This is a genomic window from Sphingobium sp. 22B, from assembly GCF_001580035.1.
Taxonomy (GTDB): Bacteria; Pseudomonadota; Alphaproteobacteria; order Sphingomonadales; family Sphingomonadaceae; genus Sphingobium; species Sphingobium fuliginis.
In genome coordinates this window covers 1-18100 of the sequence record NZ_LTAB01000047.1, presented here as the reverse complement: position 1 = coordinate 18100, position 18100 = coordinate 1, and the positions used below count along the sequence as shown (strand labels likewise).

Below are 18100 nucleotides of genomic sequence, written 5' to 3'. Positions count from 1 at the left end.
GGGGCGGGGCGTCGGGGCGGTCGGGCTGCGCCTGATCCTCCGGACAGAGCATGTCGAGATAGGCGGCGAAATCCTGCGCCACCACGCGGGCGAGGGCGGCGTCGCTGCCCTGCGGCGGGCTGTCGGCCATGCGGTCGAGGCGGGAGAGCATCGACATGGCGAGGCGGTTGTCGTGGCGGTGGCGGGTGATTTCGCCTGCGTCCATGTCCTTGCGGATCACCTCCTCATGGCCGGTGAGGGCGCGGGCGAGCAGATCGTCGGCGAGGCGGGCGCGGGCGATGAGGATGGCGGCGTCCCAGCCCAGGCGAAAGGCCGCGCCGTCGCGGCGGATGCGCAGGGCATAGGCCGAGCGCGGGCTGATGTGGGCGGCTTCGCAGGCGGAGAGAATGATGCCGGTGGCCGCGAGGGTTTCAAGGAAGGCGCGTTGGCGAGCGGGGCTCCAGCCGTCGGCGCGGATCTGCTGCGCCGGGGTGGGGAGGGGAGGGAATTGGCAGGTCATGGCAAGGCCCTTTTCCATTAGGTGCTTTGCCGGGAGGATATGTCAGGGGAGGGGGTGTAGGACAGAACAAAATGGGAACATGGAGGTGGTGGTTTACCAGTTGCCGCCTGCGTCCTTGATGGCTTTGAGCAGGGCCTTTTTGGAGGCGGTGCGGCGGGTGCCGCTGTTGCGGGGCATGTCCGCATCGGTGATGCCGAGTTCGGCGCGGCGGCGGGCGAGTTGGCGGCCAAACTCTTCCATATTGATGACGCGCTTGGGCTTTTCGGATGTCATTTCTGCGCTCCTTTGGACGGTCAGGGATATTGCTGGCGGGTGTGGAAGACGGCCAGCACCTCTATGATGTCCGTGACGCGATAGACGAGGACATAATTGGGGGTGATCAGGGCTTCGCGTGTGCCTGCAATCCTACCGGTGCGATACATATAGGGGTGATTGGGGAGGCGTTCGGCCGTGTCGCGAATGACGCTGCCGAGCCGCTGCGCGGCGGCGGGGTTGTGCGCCTCTATAAAGTCGATGATGCGTTCGAGATCATCGAGGGCATCATCGTGCCAGATGAGTGGGAGCATCAGGCCTGCTTGCGCCGGTCGATGATCTTTTGCATCCGGGCCATGGCTTCATCATGCGGAATGCCGGGCGTTTTTTTCGCCATCCTTGCCTCGACCTTTGCCCGGAACCAAGCGTCATAGGCCTCGGCTTCCTCTGTCGTCGCGAACTCGGACTCGATGGGGGTGAGTTTGGTCATTAGGCAGAGGATATCAGCGATGTGGGGTGGTGCCAATCAGCGAAGAGCGGGATTGGTCCGATCTGGATAAGTTAGCTTGGGCGGAAAAGACCGTTTCGGTATCGGAATATCATCCGCGCATGTTGACTTATTAATCTTTACAGACAATGAGATACCCATGCGCGCGGAGCGCTAGCCGGTGCTGGAAAATTACATTGTCTGGTGAACCCGCAAGGCTCGCCTGCCCTGCAACGATCCCCTGACTCACCAGCACCGGCGAACCTCAGGGGGGTGGGATTTGGAAGTAGAGTTGGCTGAGCAGATCGAGCGCAAGGCGCGAGCGGTCCTTGCGAAAGAACGAGGAAAGCTGGCGGGCTCTCACCGATACGCATCGCGTTTTCGAAAACGAACAGGACTAACCCCGATAACTGTCGCGCCTGCCAGCCCCGCCCATTGGGCGTACCATCCTCACTTTGATCCAGTCCATTGCATTCGTCACGCCAAATATATCGCTAAACACATTTGGCGAGCTGTCGAGAATGGGATGTATGCCCCTATCCCTGCGGTAAAATTCGATATCCCCAAGCCGGGTGGGGGGAGTAGGCCAATCATGTCGTTCGGTATCCCAGATAGCGCTTTGGCGAACCTCCTTCACAAGCGTCTCACCAAGCGGAATAGCCGATTATTTTCAGCTTATAGCTATGCGTACAGGGAAGATAGAAACGTTTTTGATGCCGTACTGCTTCTTCAGCGATCACTCGCGAACAGTAAGACGTATGTAGTGCAGTATGATTTTAAAGCATTTTTCGATTCAATATCTCATGAATATATTAACAAGATTATCAACGATAAAAACAGGTTCATTATCAGTTCGGCGGAAAGAAAGATAATAAGTGCATTTTTGTCGCATGAATATGCTAACTTTGTTGATTATCCATCAGGTAACTTTGAAAAGAGAGAAAAGGGTGTTCCGCAAGGTTCTTCGCTTTCTCTATTCCTAGCCAATGCGGCTGCGCATGACCTTGATCTCACCCTTGAGCGGCAAAATGGTACTTTCGTTCGTTTCGCTGACGACGTTGTTTCAGTAACCCACACATATACCGATGCCGCTAGGGTAGCTTCTTCCTTCCGGTCGCATTGTGTAGATACAGGTCTAGAAATCAATTATGATAAATCGCCAGGGATAAAGTATTTCAATATCGGTCCGAGCTTGGACAAGCGCAGTATGTTCATCGATGTTGATGATGCCGGAGACTTAGAAACGATTGAGGGATTTGATTTCTTAGGGCATTCATTTACAAAGGATGGAACTGGCCTGTCCGAGAAGAGCGTCAAAAGAATTAAAAAGAAAATCTCGCGAATTATCTACATCCATCTTCTTTTGAATCCGAGAAAAGGTCAGTTTAATCCAACAAGAATTTCTCCAACAGCTTATGATTGGGATCTTGTTACATGCCTTAACGAGATCCGTCGATATATGTATGGGGGGCTGTATGAAGCAGAAATCATGGCATTTCTGAGCCTTGGCACAAAATTGCGGGCAGTTCGGGGTCTTATGGCATTTTACCCGATGGTGACGAACCCGACGCAACTGATACACTTGGACGGCTGGTTACTGAGTGTTCTCCGGCGAGCGCTGAGAGAACGAGCGCGGGTTTTAGCCGGTCTTGGTCATTTTCTTCGCCCTCTCACTCCAACTGAGCTCAAAAACGGATCGTGGTATAATGAGCCGACAGTCAAAAATGAATGTCGAATACCGAGCTTTGTTATGGGATGGCGAGCCGCTCGGAAATTTTACCTACGGTTCGGCTTGAATGAAATAAAACCTCCGCAATACTATTCTCTCACTGCAATCTATTAATTCACTCCGCCGCCACAGCCTCCAACCCCAGCAACGGCGCGAGATAGCGCCCGGTAAAGCTCCGGGCGTTCTTCGCGACCTTTTCGGGCGTGCCTTCGGCCACCACTTCGCCGCCTTTGACGCCGCCTTCCGGGCCCATGTCGATGATCCAGTCGGCGGTCTTGATGACGTCCAGATTATGTTCGATCACGACCACGCTGTTGCCCTGTTCGACGAGGGCGTGGAGGACTTCGAGCAGTTTGCGGACGTCTTCGAAATGGAGGCCGGTGGTGGGTTCGTCCAAGATATAGAGCGTGTTGCCGGTGGCTCGGCGGGAGAGTTCCTTGGCGAGTTTGACGCGTTGGGCTTCGCCGCCGGACAGGGTGGTCGCCTGCTGGCCGACCTTGACATAGCCCAGGCCCACTTCGGCCAGCATCGCCATCTTGTCGCGGATCGGGGGGACGGCCTTGAAGAATTCCACCGCGTCCTCGACCGTCATGTCGAGGACGTCGGCGATGGACTTGCCCTTGAACTTCACCTCCAGCGTCTCGCGATTGTAGCGGGCGCCGTGGCAGACGTCGCAGGTGACATAGACGTCGGGGAGGAAGTGCATCTCTATCTTGAGCACGCCGTCGCCCTGGCAGGCTTCGCAGCGGCCGCCCTTGACGTTGAAGCTGAAGCGGCCGGGCTTGTAGCCGCGCGCCTGCGCTTCGGGGAGGCCGGCGAACCAGTCGCGGATGTTGGTGAAGGCGCCGGTGTAGGTCGCCGGGTTGGAGCGGGGGGTGCGGCCGATGGGCGACTGGTCGATGTCGATCACCTTGTCGCAATGTTCGAGGCCCGTCACCCTGTCGTGCGGGCCGGCGACGATGCGGGCGCCGTTGAGGGTGCGGGCGGACGCCGCATAGAGGGTGTCGATGGTGAAGCTGGACTTGCCCGAACCCGATACGCCGGTGATGCAGGTGAAGGTGCCGAGCGGGATGCTGGCGGTGACATTTTGCAGGTTGTTGGCGCGGGCGTTGTGGACGGTGAGTTTCTTGCCCGATCCCTTGCGGCGGCGGGGCGGGACTTCGATGCGGCGGGCGCCGTTCAGATAGTCGGCGGTCAGGCTGTCCTTGTGCGCGAGCAGTTCGTTCAGGGTGCCCTGCGCGACGATGGTGCCGCCGTGGACGCCCGCGCCCGGCCCCATGTCGACGATATAGTCGGCGGTGCGGATCGCGTCTTCGTCATGTTCCACGACGATGACGGTGTTGCCGAGGTCGCGCAGGCGCTTGAGCGTGATGAGCAGGCGGTCATTGTCGCGCTGGTGCAGGCCGATGGAGGGTTCGTCGAGGACGTAGAGGACGCCCGACAGGCCGCTGCCGATCTGCGAGGCGAGGCGGATGCGCTGGGACTCGCCGCCGGACAGGGTGCCGCTGGTGCGGTCCAGGTTCAGATAGTCGAGGCCGACATTGTTGAGGAAGCCGAGGCGCTCCACGATTTCCTTGAGGATGGCGCGGGCGATCTGGTTCTGCTGATCGTTGAGGCGGCTGGGGAGGGTGGAGAAGAAACCGAGCGCGTCCACCACCGAGCGGCGGGTGGACATGGAGATGTCTTCCCCCGCGATCTTCACCGCCAGCGCCTCCGGCTTGAGGCGGGCGCCGTGGCAGGTCTCGCACGGCATGGCGGTCTGGTATTTGCTGAGTTCCTCCCGCATCCAGGCGGATTCGGTCTGGAGGAGGCGGCGGTTGAGGTTGCCGATGACGCCTTCGAAGGGCTTTTTCACCTCATAGCTTTTCTTGCCGTCGACGAAGCGCAGGGTGACGGGCCGGCCGGCGGTGCCATGGAGGATGATCAGCTTCACCTCCCCCGGCAGGTCGGCCCAGGGGGTGTCGAGGGAGAAGCCGAACTCCTTCGCGAGGGAGCCGAGGACCTGCATATAATAGGGGCTGGGCGGGTTGGACTTGGCCCAGGGGACGACGGCGCCCTTCTTGAGGCTGAGGGCTTCGTTGGGGACGACGAGTTCGGGGTCGAACTCCTGCCGTTCGCCCAGGCCGTCGCAGGCGGGGCAGGCGCCCTGCGGGGCGTTGAAGGAGAAGAGGCGCGGTTCGATCTCCGCTATGGTGAAGCCGCTGACGGGGCAGGCGAACTTCTCGCTGAAGACGATGCGGTTGGCGGGAATGCCAGCGCCCTTGAGGTTGCCGGTGGATTCCGCTTCGACCTCGCGGCCGGGGACGGCGCCGTCCGCGAGGTCGACATAGGCGAGGCCGTCGGCGAGTTTCAGGGCCTGCTCGAAGCTGTCGGCGAGGCGGGTGGCCATGTCGTCGCTGACGGCGAGGCGGTCGACCACCACTTCGATGTCATGCTTGTATTTCTTGTCGAGGGCGGGGGCGTCCTCGATGGCGTAGAGTTCGCCGTCGATGCGGACGCGGGTGAAGCCGGCCTTCTGCCACTCCGCCAGTTCCTTGCGATATTCGCCCTTGCGGCCGCGGACCACGGGGGCGAGGAGGTAGAAGCGCGTTCCTTCGGGCAGCTGCATCACGCGGTCGACCATCTGGCTGACCGTCTGGGCGCTGATGGGGAGGCCCGTGGCGGGCGAATAGGGGATGCCGACGCGCGCCCAGAGGAGGCGCATATAGTCGTAGATCTCCGTCACGGTGGCGACCGTGGAGCGCGGGTTGCGGCTGGTCGTCTTCTGCTCGATGGAGATGGCGGGGGAGAGGCCGTCAATATGTTCGACGTCCGGCTTCTGCATCATCTCCAGGAACTGGCGCGCATAGGCGGAGAGGGATTCGACATAGCGGCGCTGACCCTCGGCATAGATGGTGTCGAACGCGAGGGAGGACTTGCCCGAGCCGGAAAGGCCGGTGATGACGATCAGACTGTCGCGCGGAAGGTCGACGTCGACGCCCTTGAGATTATGCTCGCGTGCGCCGCGGACGCTTATGGTGGTCAGCATTCGGCAGACCTCTGCTGAGAAATTTGCGTGAGACTCATGGGGGCGTGTTGTTCCAGATTTGTTCTTGGGAGGCAAGGGCCGGTCGGGCGCAAGATAGGGACTGTGCGGCGAAAGGAAAAGGCGGCGGCTTTGCCCCCGCGCTGCGCTGGGTTAAAGGGCGGGGATGAGCGGGACTTTTGTTCGGATGCGGTTCGGCGCGCTGGGCGTCGCGATGGCGCTGGCGGCCTGTGGCGGGGGGGTGCGCTATCGGCCCGTGAGCGACGTGCCGGTGCGGGTGGGAAAGCCCTATAGCGTCAGGGGCGTGACCTATGTGCCTGCCGCCGATCCGGGCTATGATTATCTGGGCTATGCGAGCTGGTATGGCGGGGAGAGCGGGAACCGGACGGCCAATGGCGAGCGCTTTCGGCCGAAGGCGGTGACGGCGGCGCACGCGACGCTGCCCCTGCCGAGCTATGTCGAGGTGACGGCGCTGGAGACGGGGCGGACGATCCTGGTGCGGATCAACGATCGCGGGCCCTTTGCCGGGCGGGGGCGGATCATCGACCTGTCGCGCGGGGCGGCGGAGCAGCTGGGGATCAGGGCGACGGGCCATGCGCCGGTCAGGGTGCGCGTCGTGGAGCCGCCGGAGAAGGACCGCAGCAAGCTGCGCGAGGGGAAGGAGGCGCCGGAGCGGCCGGTCGTCGATGCGCGGACGCTCGCCAATTTGCGGGCGCAGCTTGCCGCGCAGGGGCGGTGATGTCGTTCGTGGAAGAATGTCGTCCGTTCGTCCACGGCTGATGTTGCCGGGCGTGATGGATGGGCGGATCATCGAATGGGGAAAACGGTCGTTGCGCACCCGCGCTATGATGCGGTTCGACATGGCGACGATCTGGCTATGGATCGACTGGCCCCGGGCCGTATCGCCGCAAGATGATTGAAAGAGATCCCGGAGAGCCCGACAGCTTCCTGGATGCACCCCCGGCCTTTCCCTTGCGCCGGGGGTGTTTTTATGTGCGCGAATTGTTGAACGATTGTAATTTTACGCTACGGAACGTTTGTTTTTCTGTCGTAAAATTGTCGTTCGTCCCCGTGAGACTGTATTTGGTCGACAGGAGCGCCGTTGGCCGACAGGGACAGGCGCCGGTCGAAAGCGAAAAGCGATGCATTTGCAATGCGCCTAAACAAAATGGGCGAAGACAGAGACGATGATCTGTTGAGGCCTTCTCTTCTCTTCGCTTGAGGTCTGCTGCGAGCGGACAAGAGACAGTTGAGGAGACATTGCCATGATCGCCGCGAAAATCATCGCTGCAGCCGCTTTAATGAGTGTGGCCACAATGGCCTCGGCCGCCGAATTCGAATCCAACGGAAAGACGGTCGAAGTCAATTATCGCGATTTGGACCTGTCCAGCGCGAAAGGGCAGAATGCCCTGAAGTGGCGCATCTGGCGGGCGGCGTGGAATACCTGCAAGCATGGCGTGCGGTCGAGCGACATCAAGGAATGCCAGACGGTTGCTGCCGCCCATGTGCGTAGCTCGGTGGAACTGGCTATCGCCAAAGCAGGCAGCGGCGCACGTTTTGCTGATATGGATAAGGAAAAGCCGGTTGGCGCCGGGAACTGAGTTTATCGGTTTTCTCGATCAAGGTCAGGAAGGCCCGGTGGATGCCGGGCCTTTTTGTTTTCCTGAGCATTTTTTGTGGGCGCGGAGCGTTGCAGCTGCCCTTGGCGTCCTGTGGGCGCTGCCTCCATCGTCTTTGGGGGTTTCCCTTCCCATCTGCGATGGATTGAAGGGGTCAGCGGCCTGCCATGGCGCGGGCGTTGGTGAGATAGGTGCGGCCGATGCGGATTTCCGTGCCGTCCGCGAGGCAGGCTGACCAGACGCCGCTGCCGTCGTGGCGCAGCCGGGAGATATGGTCGCGGCGCACGATGTGGGAGCGGTGCAGGCGGACGAACTGCTGCGGGTCCAGCCGGTTTTCCAGCGAACTGATCGTCTGGTGCAGCAGATAGCTGTTGGCCCCCACATGCAGCCGCATATAGTCGCGTTCCGCCTCGATCCGGTCGATCTGGACCGCGCCGATGCGGATCAGTTCGGAACGGTGCGGCACCCAGAATTCCTCCGCCCATTCGGGTTCGTCCTGCGTGCTGGTGGCGGGGGAGGGGACGGTGCGGTTGCCCAGCGCCTGTTCGACGCGGTCGATGGCGCGGGACAGGCGTTCATGGGCGACCGGCTTCAGCAGATAGTCCACGGCGGCAAGGTCGAAGGCCTCCACCGCGAAACCTTCGAAAGCGGTGACGAAGATCACTGCCGGGCAGATGCCCATGCGCGAGGTCGCCCGCGCCACCCCGATGCCGTCGAGCAGGGGCATGGCGATGTCGAGCATCACCAGGTCCGGTTCCAGCCCCTCGATCAGGCGCAGCGCCGCCTCCCCGTCGCTGGCGGTGCCGACCAGCGCGATGCGCGGTTCGCGGGCGCACAGCATCTGGAGGCGTTCGACCGCCAATGGTTCGTCGTCGACGATCAGCGTTCGGATGGGCATGGGTTCGACCTTTCACGGATTGCGCCAAGGATGGGGAAATTCCGTACGCTAGAGCAGATTCCGATCCGATTGCATCGGCTCGACTGCTCTAGGTTTTTGTTTTGCCGCGTTTTCCGAAGCAGATGATTCCATCTGCTTGGAAAACGCTCCAGGCTGCGGCGACAGCATCCATTGTGCCTCTACCCACCTGCGGTTGCGGGGGAGAAATGGATGCTGAAACAAGTTCAGCATGACGTCGCTTATATTTTCAAGTTGAATGTCGATACGGCCTAGCTCCGGCGGATGATGGGGAGGGTCAGGTCCACCGCGAAGCCTCCCCCCGCGCGCGGGCCATAGTCGATCCGGCCCTGTTCCCCGAAGCGGGCGGTCAGGCGGTCGCGCACATTGGCGAGGCCGATGCCGCTGCCCGCGTCCGCTTCGCTGGGCGGCTTGTCGCCATTGTCGGCGACGCTGATGTGGAGCATGCCCTCCTCCTCCCGCGCTTCGATGGCGATGGTCACCGGGCTGGAGGTGCGCGACACGCCATATTTGATCGCATTTTCCACCAGCGGTTGCAGGATCAGGCCGGGAACGCAGGCATTGAGCAGGGCGTCCGGGATGCGGATGCTGGTCGACAGGCGATCCGGGAAGCGCACCGCTTCGATGTCCAGATAGAGTTTCTGGAGATGCACTTCCTCCTCCAGCGAGACGTCCTCCAGCGGGTCGCCGGTCAGGCTGGTGCGGTAGAAATTGGAGAGGGAGAGGATCATCTGTTCCGCCTCGTCGCGCCGGTCCTTCATGACCAGCGAAGAGAGCGAGTTCAGCGTGTTGAACAGGAAATGGGGGTTCACCTGATAGCGCAGGGAGCGCAGTTCGGCCTGCTGGGCGGCGCGTTCCAGCCGGTCGGCGCGGCGTTCGACGCGATGCGCCTCGCTGGCGTAGGAGAGGGCGAGGTACAGGCCGGCCCAGGCGGCGAGGAAGAAATAGCGGCTGATCGCGTCCTCCACGATCTGCATCAGGGCGAAGCCCTGTTCGCTCGCATATTTCTGATAATCGGCGTCAGGAAACAGCGAGGCCGGGTCGTAGATGTTGAAGACGTAGAAATTGGCCGCCGCCGTCGCCAGCGCGAAGGGCGCGGCGAGCGAGAAGGCGGCGACGATGCGCGTCGTCAGCGGCTGGCGGTCGAAGCGGCGCAGGCAGAGATAGAGGACCCAGGTGACGACGATGCCGATCACCGTCACCACCGCGCGGCGCGCGGCCATGGCCCCCTGCGCCTCGAACCCCATGACGGAGGCGCGCAGCGTCACCAGCACCGCGTAGAAGAACCAGAAACCCAATATCGAATACAGTGCGACCGTCGGCGGCACGCCAGGCTCGCCGTCCTCGTTTTTTATGCTCATGGGCGAAAGTCTAGGACAAGGCGCGGCGTCTGTCGCCCCTTGGCGGCGAAGCTGGTCGAAGGGTTCCATGCGTTGGTCGATAGGGGCGGCGGGCGGAACCCGCCCTTGCCGCCGTCCGTTTCATGGTTCGAGGCGCCGGCGCGCCAAAAAAGGAGAGCATGATGAGCGACAAGACCGATATTCGGCCCAACAGCCGCGAGGAAGCCGACGACAAGCGGCCTACCGACGCGCAGGACCATGCGGTGACGACGGAGGAGAAGCTGGACGAGGGATTGATGGACAGCATGGATGCGTCCGATCCGCCATCGGCCACCGCGCCGGGCGATCATGGCGATCCGGTCCCGTCTTCCGGTTTTCCGGAAGGCAGGGATCGGTCGGACGGCGAGGATCGGAAGGACGGGCGATAGACGATAGGGGAAATCGTGATATGATCGGTTGGGAGGGCAGCCGCGCGTTGCCCTCCGCAGGTGAGAGGAGCCACTTCATATGCCGACTTCCGCCACTCCCGCGATCGAACGCATTGCCCGCGTGCTGGCCGGGCGCCAGCTCAGCCTGAACGGCGAGGGCAACGATCCGCATGCGGCGAGCGCAGTCGATGCCAGTTGGCAGGACCATGTCGACGATGCCTATGCGATCCTGCACACGCTGCGGGAGCCCGATGCCCAAATGGCGCAGGCGGGCGACGTGGCCGTTTGGCGCAGCATGATCGGCGCGGTGCTGGAGCGCAGGGCCGGGTAGGGCATCGCGCAGAAACGCCTGTCCTGAGCCGGTCGTGGATGGGTGTTTTGCGCTGAAAAGGATGCGGCTGAAAACGATGCGACAGCGGAAAATTCGAGCGCGCGGCCTGCATCCGGTTTAACATGGCGCGCTCCATGGCGGCGGCCGGATTTGGGTTGCCCTTGCCGATCGGCCTGTCCTGCTTGCAGGGATCGGGAGCCGAGCCTCCGCCCTGGCGGATTATCGGACCGCTTTGTTGTGCGCGCATGAGCCATTCGCCGCATTGAGCGCCTCGCACGAAAAGCCCGTTTCGAGGAAAGCGGCTGCCGCCGGACAATGCCGGCGGGGGCTGGGCGGCGAACCGGCTGATGCTACTCGATTGGGCGCATTCATAAAAATTACATGTTGCGCTGCACAAGGAAAAATGATTCCCTGTGTCTGTCGGCAGAACCGGCGCTTAAGCTTGCAGTAACCATCGGGGGCGCATGTTCTGCTTACGACTTGAAGTCGGAGGGCAAAAGCATGGGCACGAGTGCAAGACCTGCGGACGGGGCGATTACCCTGGCGGAGTTGCGTGAATTCGCCAGTTTCCCGGCCGCGACGCAGCGTTACATCCGAAGATCGCTGGACATCGGACTTCATCGGCGCGACGCCATGAAGCTGTGGTCGCGCGACATGGTGGAGGAAGCCAGCATTCGCGCGCAGGCGCGGATCTACGGGCGGCTGGAGGAGATCAAGGCGCGGGTGCCCGATGACAGCGGCCTGGACCAGATGGAGCCTTTCATGGCGCCGCTGGTGACGGTTTCCGCCTTCGACCTGGGGCAGGACCGGTTGTGCAGCTTTTCCGCCTATCGCTTCCTGTACGAGCGGCTGTTGGGTGCGGGATCGCGGCCATGGCTGCCGGGGGCCTTCTGCGCGGCGGCCAGCCTGCCGCACCTACACCCCGAAAAGCGCCGGGCGCTGCTCCAGTCGATCAGCGAAGCGGCGGCGACGGCGGTCGGATGGTCGAACCGGGAGCCGACCTTCTATCCCGAATGGGTCGAGAAGGTGGATCTGAGTAAGGCGAACTGAGCGAGCGGTCCGGGCCCGTCCGGGGGGAGGGGAGCGAGGGACGCGGCGATAACGGCGCGGCGGGCCGGACCCGGCGCGCCGTTGCCTTTTTCCGCCGTCATGGCCCTCCATGCGCTTGATCCAGGTCTAGATTATCGCAATCGACTTCCCGGCGGAACTATGTCCTATTGCCGTCCGCAGGCATTGGCCTGTGTGCGACCCAACTGAAGCCCCGCCTTCCTTCGCAAGGGGCGGGGCTCCTTTGCCTTTGGCGGAGGGGATCGGCTCAGCGGCGGGTTTCGAAGGCGGAACTGGCCCGTGGTTGCCGGAGCCGGACGGGGGTTCCCAGTTCGCGTCCCAGCATCGCCAGCATCCAGTTCCGGTGGCGGTCGATGAATTCGGGGAAAGCGTCGGGGCTGGCGGGGTCGAACCTGGGCACGTCCCAGTCCGACGCGATTTCCTGATAGGGCTGGATGGTCTGGCCGGCGCCATCGTCCGGCAGGTCGATATGGCTGCCGAAATAGCTGTTCCGCCGGAAGCGGATCGATTCGGCCGGGGCGAAGCCGGCCCGGATCAGATAGTCGGGGCCGCTGCGCCCGCTCTCGCTGCCGTAGCGGGCGGTGCCCGCCACCTTGAAGACATTGCGCGCGAAGCGGACTCCGCGCGCCCAGCCCTGCCATTCGGTGGCGACGATCATCTGCACGTCCATCGCCGGGCCGACATGGATGACGTTCCTTTCGATCCGGGCGTCCGACACATTGCCGGAAAGCTGGAAGATGCGGGCGCCGTCGTTGCGGCTGACGTTGAAGCGCGCCAGCGTGCCGTGATTGCCCAGATTGTCCTTGTCGTTGCGGCGGGGCGAGCAGATCAGCAGGAAGCCGCCGGCATTGTCGTGGCTGTAATTGTAGAGGAAGGTCGTCCGGCGCGAGTTGAAGTCGGAATCGAAGCCCTGGCCGTCATAGCGGGTGCGGGTATGGGCCGCCTCGTTGAGCTGGATCAGGCTGTTGTCGGTGCTCCACTGCCAGATGCCGGCATTGTAGCCGGGCGCGCGGCTGCCGGCGTGGAGGACGATATTATGTTCGATCAGGGCGCCGTCCGTGCCGCGGGGGACGATGCCATCGCCGCCGATGTCCTCCAGATAATTGTCGCGGATCACCACCTTCCTGCTGGGGAACCAGTCGAGGAAGGATACCCGGTCGCTGATCCCGGCGATGCCGGACCGGTCGACGCGCCACAGGATGTTCCGCTCGATCGCGAGGTCCTGGAAGCGAGTGGCGACCTGCCGGCCGGTGGCGCGGAACAGGATGCCGCCATTGTCCTTGCGGTCGTTGGTGCCGCGGACATCGTGGACATAATTGTCGCTGATGCGGATGCCCCGCGTCACCCCGCGGTTTTCGGCGCGCACCAATATGCCGATGCGCGGGGCCGGCGAGGGGGCGGCGTTGGTGACTTCCAGCCCACTGATCGTGACGTGATCGGCGTCGATCACGCCGACGGCATATTCCGAAACGCCGCCCGCATCGATGCGCGGGCGCGGGCCGGAGCCGGTCGCGCCGACCGTGATGGGCGATCCCGCCTTGCCCGAGCGGGCGATTGTCAGCGGTTCCCGCCAGACCGATCCGGCGGCCAGCAGGACGCGGTCGCCGGGCCGTAGCGGCCAGCCATGGACCCGCGCGAGCGAGCGCCAGGCCCGGTTGCCGGCGGTGCCGTCCGCATTGTCGTCGCCCTGGCGGGAATCGACATAATAGGTTTCGGCGTGGGCGGCGGTGACGAGGGGGGCGGGAAACAGGAGCGTCGGAAGAAGAAACGCCCAATATGGCTTCGGCACCTGTCGGTCTTTCACGGCGTTGCGATCTGGCCGTGAGATTGATGGAGGGGGGCCGAACGGTCAATGAAGATGTGGCGATTGCGGGGACGATGGCGTGTCGCGGGGAAAGGAGGGCCGGCAAGCCCTTGAATTGCCGGATGGGAGTCCTAGATTGATGTGGTCACTCTTCCCCCTTGGAGTGACACCTCCCTGAACCTTGGCCCCGCCGTGGAGCTTGCTCCGGCGGGGTTTCTTTTTGGAGAGGGCCGGGGCGGCGATCAGCGGCGGCGGTAGCGGAAGTACCAGACTTCATGGCCCAGGCTGCGCGCTTTCGCTTCGTAGCGGGTTTCGGGCCAGCCGCCGGGGCGGCGCTGGAAATCCGTGGGAGAGCCCGCCAGCCATTCGAAATCGGGATGGCCGTTCATCACCATCAGCGCCCAGCGCAGATAGACGGGATGGTCCGTGCCGAAGCGGAATTCGCCGCCCGGCTTCAGCTTGCGCGCGATCATCGCGACCGGGCCGGGGTTCATCATGCGGCGCTTGGCGTGGCGGGCCTTGGGCCAGGGGTCGGGGTGGAGCAGATAGACGAAGCTGAGCGAGCCGTCCGGAATCCGGCCGAGCACGGAGAGCGCGTCGCCCATGTGGAGGCGGACATTGCCCAGCGCCCTGTCGCGGATATGGCCGAGCGCGGTGACGACGCCGTTCAGGAACGGTTCGCAGCCGATGAAGCCGTGATCGGGCAGCAGGTCGGCGCGATAGGCGAGATGTTCGCCGCCGCCGAAGCCGATTTCGAAATGCAGGGGACGGTCGTAGCCGAACAGGCCCGCGGCGGTGACATCCCCTTCCTCAGGCACGGAGAGGGCGGGCAGCAGGGAATCGACCAGTTCCTGTTGCCCCTTGCGGAGCTTGTGCCCGGACTGGCGGCCGTAGAGGCGGTTGAGCGTGGTGGGATCGCCGGATTTATGCGCTGTCATGCGCGGGCGGATAGAGCATTTTCGGTGCGAGTGAAATCACCTGCCGGATCGAAAAATGCGGGAAGGGGGATGGGGTAAGGAGGGGAGCGTCATAGGGCGCCTCCTGTCCCCGTTGTTGAGGAGATGATGCCGGGGACAGGAGGCTCAGGCCTGACGCCGTGGGCGGCGTCGGGCTTGTTCCTTTGGGAGGCGATGGGCCGGGGCCGATGCGAACCCGTCAGGTCATTTGCACTTGGCGAAGCGGCCCTTGGCGTCCTTGCAAGGTCCCTTCTTGGCGACCGGCTTGGGCGGACATTTGACGAACTTGCCCTTGGCGTCCTTGCATGGCGCGGCCAACGCTGGGGCTACGCTGCCGGTCATGAGGGCGAGGCCGAGGAGGGCGGAAGTCAGTGGCCTGGTCATCGCATTCCCCTTGGAAAGAGGTTGCCGGACCCGACAGGGGTGCGGGTCCGACGCCCTGCTTATGGGCGTTTTGCGGGCGGCATGCCAATGAACTTTTCGTCATGTTGCCGCCATGCGGGGGGCCTGTCAGGCCGCCGATTGCCGGTCCGTCAGGCCGATCCGTTCCTGCTGCATCATGGCTGCGGCGCGTTCGGTGGCGATGCGGGTGTCGTCGGCCAGTTTCTTGACCTCGCCCGCGACGACGGCGAAGCCGCGGCCGGCCTCCCCGGCGCGGGCCGCCTCTATCCGGGCGTTGAGGGCGAGCATGTTGGTCTGGGCGGCGATGCCGCGGATGGTCGAGACGATGTCGGCCAATTGGGTCATCGTCTTTTCCAGCGCATTCTTCTGCCGCTCCAGATCGTGCTGGAGGCGATGGCTGTCGGCCAGGCGATGACGCGCCTCCCGTTCCTGCCGGACCTGGCGGGTGATGTCGGTGGCGATCTTCACGACCTTGCGCAATGTGCCGTCGGCTTCGAAGACGGGATTATAGGTGGCCTGCAACCAGATTTCGCGGCCGTTGCGGTCGCGGCGCTCATAGGCGCCGGCGTCGAAGGCGCCGGAACCCAGCTTCTGCCAGAAATCGGCATATTCCTGGGATGCGGCATGGTCCGGCGTGCAGAAGATCCGGTGGTGCTTGCCCGCAATCTCTTCCAGCCCATAGCCCATCAGGGCCAGGAAATTGGCGTTGGCCGTCAGGATCGTGCCGTCCAGCGCGAATTCGATCACCGCCTGGCTACGGTTGAGGGCTGTCCACGCGGCTTCGGCGCCGTGGGCGCCGTAAGAGAGGGAAGAGGCCAAACCATGTCTCCTTGATCCATCCGGCGCTAGGCGGAGCATGGTTAAGGAAGGGTAAGGGGCCATGAAAAAGGGGCTGCCGGGCGACCGGCAACCCCTGATGCGATTTGCTTTCCCGACCCGGATCGGGTGTGTGGGATTCAGCCCAAATGGCGGCTTGCCGCGCTTCCGGCGCTTACCTGCCGAACTGCGCTTCGAGCTTTTTTCGCCTTGCCCTGAACGGAATCCCAGCGCGCCTTAAAGGGCGGCCTTGAGCTTTTCCACCAGGTCGGTGCGTTCCCAGGGGAAGAAGTCGCCCTCCGCCTTGCGTCCGAAATGGCCATAGGCGGCGGACGGCTGGTAGATCGGCTTGTTGAGGCCGAGATGGGTGCGGATGCCGCGCGGGGTGAGGCCGCCCAGTTCCTTGATGTTCTTGATCGCCTGTTCGATCCTGTCGTCCCCGACCGTCCCGGTGCCGTGGGTGTCGACATAGAGCGACAGCGGTTCGGAAACGCCGATGGCGTAGGCGAGCTGGATCGTGCAGCGGCGGGCGAGGCCGGCGGCGACGATGTTCTTGGCGAGATAGCGGGTGATATAGGCGGCCGAGCGATCCACCTTGGTCGGGTCCTTGCCGCTGAACGCGCCGCCGCCATGGGGCGAGGCGCCGCCATAGGTGTCGACGATGATCTTGCGGCCGGTGAGGCCTGCGTCGCCGTCCGGGCCGCCGATTTCGAAGCTGCCGGTCGGGTTGATGTGATAGACGGTCTCATCCGAGAGCAGTTCGCCGGGCAGGATTTCCGCGACGACGCCCTTCACGTAATTTTTGAGTTCGGCTTCCTTTTCGCCCGCGTCATAGCCCGGCGCGTGCTGGGTCGAGACGACGATGGCGGTGGCGGCGGCGGGCTTGCCGTTTTCGAAGCGCAGCGTCACCTGGCTCTTCGCGTCCGGCTCCAGGAAGGGGGCGCGGCCGCTGTGGCGGTCGGCGGCCATCTTCGCCAGGATCTTGTGGCTATAGTCCAGCGTGGCGGGCATGAGGTCGGGCGTTTCGTCGCAGGCGAAGCCGAACATGATGCCCTGGTCGCCCGCGCCTTCATCCTTGTTCCCGGCGGCGTCGACGCCCTGCGCGATGTGCGCCGACTGGGCGTGGAGATTGTTTTCGAAGCGGAAAGTTTCCCAGTGGAAGCCGTCCTGTTCATAGCCGATGCGCTTTACCGTGTCGCGGACGGTGCGTTCGATCTCTTCCTGCGCGCCCGGCGCCCATTCGCCATTTTCATAGACGCCCTTGCAGCGGATTTCCCCGGCGAGGACGACGAGCTGCGTCGTGGTCAGCGTTTCGCAGGCGATGCGGGCTTCGGAGTCCTTCGACAGGAAGAGGTCGACGATGGCGTCGGAAATCTGGTCCGCGACCTTGTCGGGATGGCCTTCGGAAACGGATTCCGAGGTGAAGAGGTAGTTCGAACGCATGGTTGCTCCAGTCTGATGCTGTGTCTGCGTATAAAGAAATCTTTATGTGCAGTGGATGCCTTAGCGGCTGCCGCGCAACCGGGCAAGTGGGATGCAGGCGAGGACGAGCAGCGCCGCAAAGGCGAAGGGGAGAAGATTGCCGAACCGCGCGAAGATCGTCGGCGGCAGCGCGGGGGGGAGCGCGGTGTCGAGGAAACCGGCGCGGTGATGGCCGATGCTGCCGAGGATATGGCCGCGGGCGTCGACCACCGCGGAGATTCCGGTGGGGGTGGAGCGGATGATGGGGATGCCCTCCTCCAGCGCGCGGAGGCGGGCCTGCGCCAGATGCTGGACCGGGCCCCAACTGCCGAACCAGGCGTCGTTCGAGGGGTTGAACAGGAAGTCGGGACGGTTGGCTTCGTCCACCACCTGGCCGGAGAAGATGATTTCGTAGCAGATCTGCACGCCCATCCTGAGCGGCGGGCGGCCCAGCGTGGCGGGCAGGGCCAGGCTTTGCGGGCCGGGGCCGGGCCAGAAGTCGACGGCGCCGGGGACGAGGCGGGACAGGCCGAGCGGCTGGAGAATCTGGCGCATCGGCAGATATTCGCCATAGGGGACGAGGTGGGACTTGTCGTAGCGGCCGAGCAGGCGGGCCTGTGCGTTCACGACGAACAGGCTGTTGTTCGCGCCCGCCAGCGCGTTTTCCGGGACGCCATCTTTCCCGACCTGCTTGAAATAGACCTTGGTTGCGCCGGTCATGAGGAGGTCGCCGGGGCCGAGGCGGGCCGCGAGGCGGGCGCGCCAGTCGGGCTCCATGTCGAGATAGGCGGGGATGGCGGCTTCGGGCCAGAAGATCAGGCGCGGGGCCGGGCGCGGCGTGCCGGAGAGGGTGGCGAGGGTCTGGAAATGGGCCTGTTCGAGTTCGGGCGAATATTTTTCGTCCTGGCCGATATTGGGCTGGACCACGCGGATTTTGGGGGCGCCTGTGGGGGCTGTCTCTTATACA

17 protein-coding genes and 2 pseudogenes are annotated in these 18100 nt (G+C 63.4%); 6 read left to right on the top strand and 13 right to left on the bottom strand.

Features of this window, described 5'->3' with window-relative positions; all coding sequences use genetic code 11:
* From A0J57_RS23840 to A0J57_RS23825, 4 genes and pseudogenes are all read right to left on the bottom strand, one after another.
* A pseudogene (locus tag A0J57_RS23840) lies at positions 1 to 499 on the bottom strand (hypothetical protein); the annotation flags it as partial.
* Positions 500 to 592: 93 nt separating this feature from the next.
* Positions 593 to 772: a hypothetical protein gene (locus A0J57_RS23835; RefSeq protein ID WP_061940558.1), complete on the bottom strand. Its 180-nt coding sequence runs from the start codon at positions 770 to 772 to the stop codon at positions 593 to 595.
* Between the two features lie 20 nt (positions 773 to 792).
* Positions 793 to 1065 (bottom strand): type II toxin-antitoxin system RelE/ParE family toxin, encoded by a 273-nt coding sequence (locus A0J57_RS23830; protein WP_173664383.1) that lies wholly within the window; start codon positions 1063 to 1065, stop codon positions 793 to 795.
* A complete protein-coding gene (locus tag A0J57_RS23825; protein WP_061940553.1) occupies positions 1065 to 1241 on the bottom strand; it encodes a hypothetical protein in 177 nt (58 codons plus the stop codon). Before A0J57_RS23825 ends, A0J57_RS23830 begins: the two co-directional genes overlap by 1 nt.
* Before the next feature lie 289 nt (positions 1242 to 1530).
* Here A0J57_RS23825 and A0J57_RS25695 point away from each other — a divergent pair, with 289 nt between their 5' ends.
* Positions 1531 to 3081, top strand: a complete 1551-nt coding sequence (locus tag A0J57_RS25695) for a reverse transcriptase domain-containing protein (protein WP_153017892.1) — start codon at positions 1531 to 1533, stop codon at positions 3079 to 3081.
* 1 nt (position 3082) lies between these two features.
* On the opposite strand, the gene uvrA is transcribed toward A0J57_RS25695, so the two are convergent.
* The gene (gene uvrA / locus A0J57_RS23820; protein ID WP_061940551.1) at positions 3083 to 5995 is read right to left on the bottom strand and encodes an excinuclease ABC subunit UvrA; all 2913 of its coding nucleotides are present in this window, start codon (positions 5993 to 5995) and stop codon (positions 3083 to 3085) included.
* A 163-nt stretch (positions 5996 to 6158) separates the two neighbouring features.
* Here uvrA and A0J57_RS23815 point away from each other — a divergent pair, with 163 nt between their 5' ends.
* Both A0J57_RS23815 and A0J57_RS23810 read left to right on the top strand, forming a co-directional pair.
* Positions 6159 to 6731 (top strand): septal ring lytic transglycosylase RlpA family protein, encoded by a 573-nt coding sequence (locus A0J57_RS23815; protein WP_044662614.1) that lies wholly within the window; start codon positions 6159 to 6161, stop codon positions 6729 to 6731.
* A gap of 526 nt (positions 6732 to 7257) precedes the next feature.
* Entirely contained in the window at positions 7258 to 7593 is a 336-nt protein-coding gene (locus tag A0J57_RS23810; protein ID WP_061940550.1) for a UrcA family protein, read from the top strand.
* Positions 7594 to 7765: 172 nt separating this feature from the next.
* Here A0J57_RS23810 and A0J57_RS23805 read toward each other — a convergent pair whose 3' ends face one another.
* Both A0J57_RS23805 and A0J57_RS23800 read right to left on the bottom strand, forming a co-directional pair.
* Positions 7766 to 8509, bottom strand: coding sequence for a LytTR family DNA-binding domain-containing protein (locus tag A0J57_RS23805; RefSeq protein WP_025552126.1), 744 nt, complete (start codon positions 8507 to 8509; stop codon positions 7766 to 7768).
* Positions 8510 to 8778: 269 nt separating this feature from the next.
* The gene (locus tag A0J57_RS23800) at positions 8779 to 9888 is read right to left on the bottom strand and encodes a sensor histidine kinase (protein WP_048577921.1); all 1110 of its coding nucleotides are present in this window, start codon (positions 9886 to 9888) and stop codon (positions 8779 to 8781) included.
* 161 nt (positions 9889 to 10049) lie between these two features.
* Between A0J57_RS23800 and A0J57_RS23795 the strand changes: the two genes are divergently transcribed.
* From A0J57_RS23795 to A0J57_RS23785, 3 genes are all read left to right on the top strand, one after another.
* On the top strand, positions 10050 to 10295 hold the full coding sequence (locus tag A0J57_RS23795) for a hypothetical protein (protein ID WP_235600949.1): 246 nt from the start codon (positions 10050 to 10052) through the stop codon (positions 10293 to 10295).
* A 79-nt stretch (positions 10296 to 10374) separates the two neighbouring features.
* Positions 10375 to 10626 carry a hypothetical protein gene (locus A0J57_RS23790; protein ID WP_025551521.1) on the top strand — a complete coding sequence of 84 codons (252 nt, stop codon included), beginning with the start codon at positions 10375 to 10377 and terminating at the stop codon, positions 10624 to 10626.
* A gap of 501 nt (positions 10627 to 11127) precedes the next feature.
* Positions 11128 to 11676 (top strand): hypothetical protein, encoded by a 549-nt coding sequence (locus A0J57_RS23785; RefSeq protein WP_025551523.1) that lies wholly within the window; start codon positions 11128 to 11130, stop codon positions 11674 to 11676.
* 265 nt (positions 11677 to 11941) lie between these two features.
* Here A0J57_RS23785 and A0J57_RS23780 read toward each other — a convergent pair whose 3' ends face one another.
* The 6 genes and pseudogenes from A0J57_RS23780 to lnt form a co-directional block, all read right to left on the bottom strand.
* Positions 11942 to 13483: a right-handed parallel beta-helix repeat-containing protein gene (locus A0J57_RS23780; protein ID WP_235600948.1), complete on the bottom strand. Its 1542-nt coding sequence runs from the start codon at positions 13481 to 13483 to the stop codon at positions 11942 to 11944.
* 257 nt (positions 13484 to 13740) lie between these two features.
* On the bottom strand, positions 13741 to 14436 hold the full coding sequence (locus A0J57_RS23775; protein WP_025551526.1) for a tRNA (guanosine(46)-N(7))-methyltransferase TrmB: 696 nt from the start codon (positions 14434 to 14436) through the stop codon (positions 13741 to 13743).
* Positions 14437 to 14658: 222 nt separating this feature from the next.
* Complete coding sequence (locus tag A0J57_RS23770; RefSeq protein WP_025551528.1) at positions 14659 to 14838, bottom strand: hypothetical protein; 180 nt, start codon at positions 14836 to 14838, stop codon at positions 14659 to 14661.
* A gap of 126 nt (positions 14839 to 14964) precedes the next feature.
* Positions 14965 to 15675 carry a methyl-accepting chemotaxis protein gene (locus A0J57_RS27315; protein ID WP_061940547.1) on the bottom strand — a complete coding sequence of 237 codons (711 nt, stop codon included), beginning with the start codon at positions 15673 to 15675 and terminating at the stop codon, positions 14965 to 14967.
* Between the two features lie 234 nt (positions 15676 to 15909).
* On the bottom strand, positions 15910 to 17115 hold the full coding sequence (metK, locus tag A0J57_RS23760; RefSeq protein WP_044662607.1) for a methionine adenosyltransferase: 1206 nt from the start codon (positions 17113 to 17115) through the stop codon (positions 15910 to 15912).
* Positions 17116 to 17175: 60 nt separating this feature from the next.
* Positions 17176 to 18078 (bottom strand): annotated as a pseudogene (lnt, locus tag A0J57_RS23755) (apolipoprotein N-acyltransferase); the annotation flags it as partial.
* Between the last annotated feature and the right edge of the window lie 22 nt (positions 18079 to 18100).

Excerpts from the sequence above, each read along its gene's own strand:
- A0J57_RS23835 (WP_061940558.1), bottom strand. The coding sequence starts at position 772 with ATGACATCCGAAAAGCCCAAGCGCGTCATCAATATGGAAGAGTTTGGC.
- A0J57_RS23830 (WP_173664383.1), bottom strand. The coding sequence starts at position 1,065 with ATGCTCCCACTCATCTGGCACGATGATGCCCTCGATGATCTCGAACGC.
- A0J57_RS23825 (WP_061940553.1), bottom strand. The coding sequence starts at position 1,241 with ATGACCAAACTCACCCCCATCGAGTCCGAGTTCGCGACGACAGAGGAA.
- uvrA (WP_061940551.1), bottom strand. The coding sequence starts at position 5,995 with ATGCTGACCACCATAAGCGTCCGCGGCGCACGCGAGCATAATCTCAAG.
- A0J57_RS23815 (WP_044662614.1), top strand. The coding sequence starts at position 6,159 with ATGAGCGGGACTTTTGTTCGGATGCGGTTCGGCGCGCTGGGCGTCGCG.
- A0J57_RS23810 (WP_061940550.1), top strand. The coding sequence starts at position 7,258 with ATGATCGCCGCGAAAATCATCGCTGCAGCCGCTTTAATGAGTGTGGCC.
- A0J57_RS23805 (WP_025552126.1), bottom strand. The coding sequence starts at position 8,509 with ATGCCCATCCGAACGCTGATCGTCGACGACGAACCATTGGCGGTCGAA.
- A0J57_RS23800 (WP_048577921.1), bottom strand. The coding sequence starts at position 9,888 with ATGAGCATAAAAAACGAGGACGGCGAGCCTGGCGTGCCGCCGACGGTC.
- A0J57_RS23795 (WP_235600949.1), top strand. The coding sequence starts at position 10,050 with ATGAGCGACAAGACCGATATTCGGCCCAACAGCCGCGAGGAAGCCGAC.
- A0J57_RS23790 (WP_025551521.1), top strand. The coding sequence starts at position 10,375 with ATGCCGACTTCCGCCACTCCCGCGATCGAACGCATTGCCCGCGTGCTG.
- A0J57_RS23785 (WP_025551523.1), top strand. The coding sequence starts at position 11,128 with ATGGGCACGAGTGCAAGACCTGCGGACGGGGCGATTACCCTGGCGGAG.
- A0J57_RS23775 (WP_025551526.1), bottom strand. The coding sequence starts at position 14,436 with ATGACAGCGCATAAATCCGGCGATCCCACCACGCTCAACCGCCTCTAC.
- A0J57_RS23770 (WP_025551528.1), bottom strand. The coding sequence starts at position 14,838 with ATGACCAGGCCACTGACTTCCGCCCTCCTCGGCCTCGCCCTCATGACC.
- metK (WP_044662607.1), bottom strand. The coding sequence starts at position 17,115 with ATGCGTTCGAACTACCTCTTCACCTCGGAATCCGTTTCCGAAGGCCAT.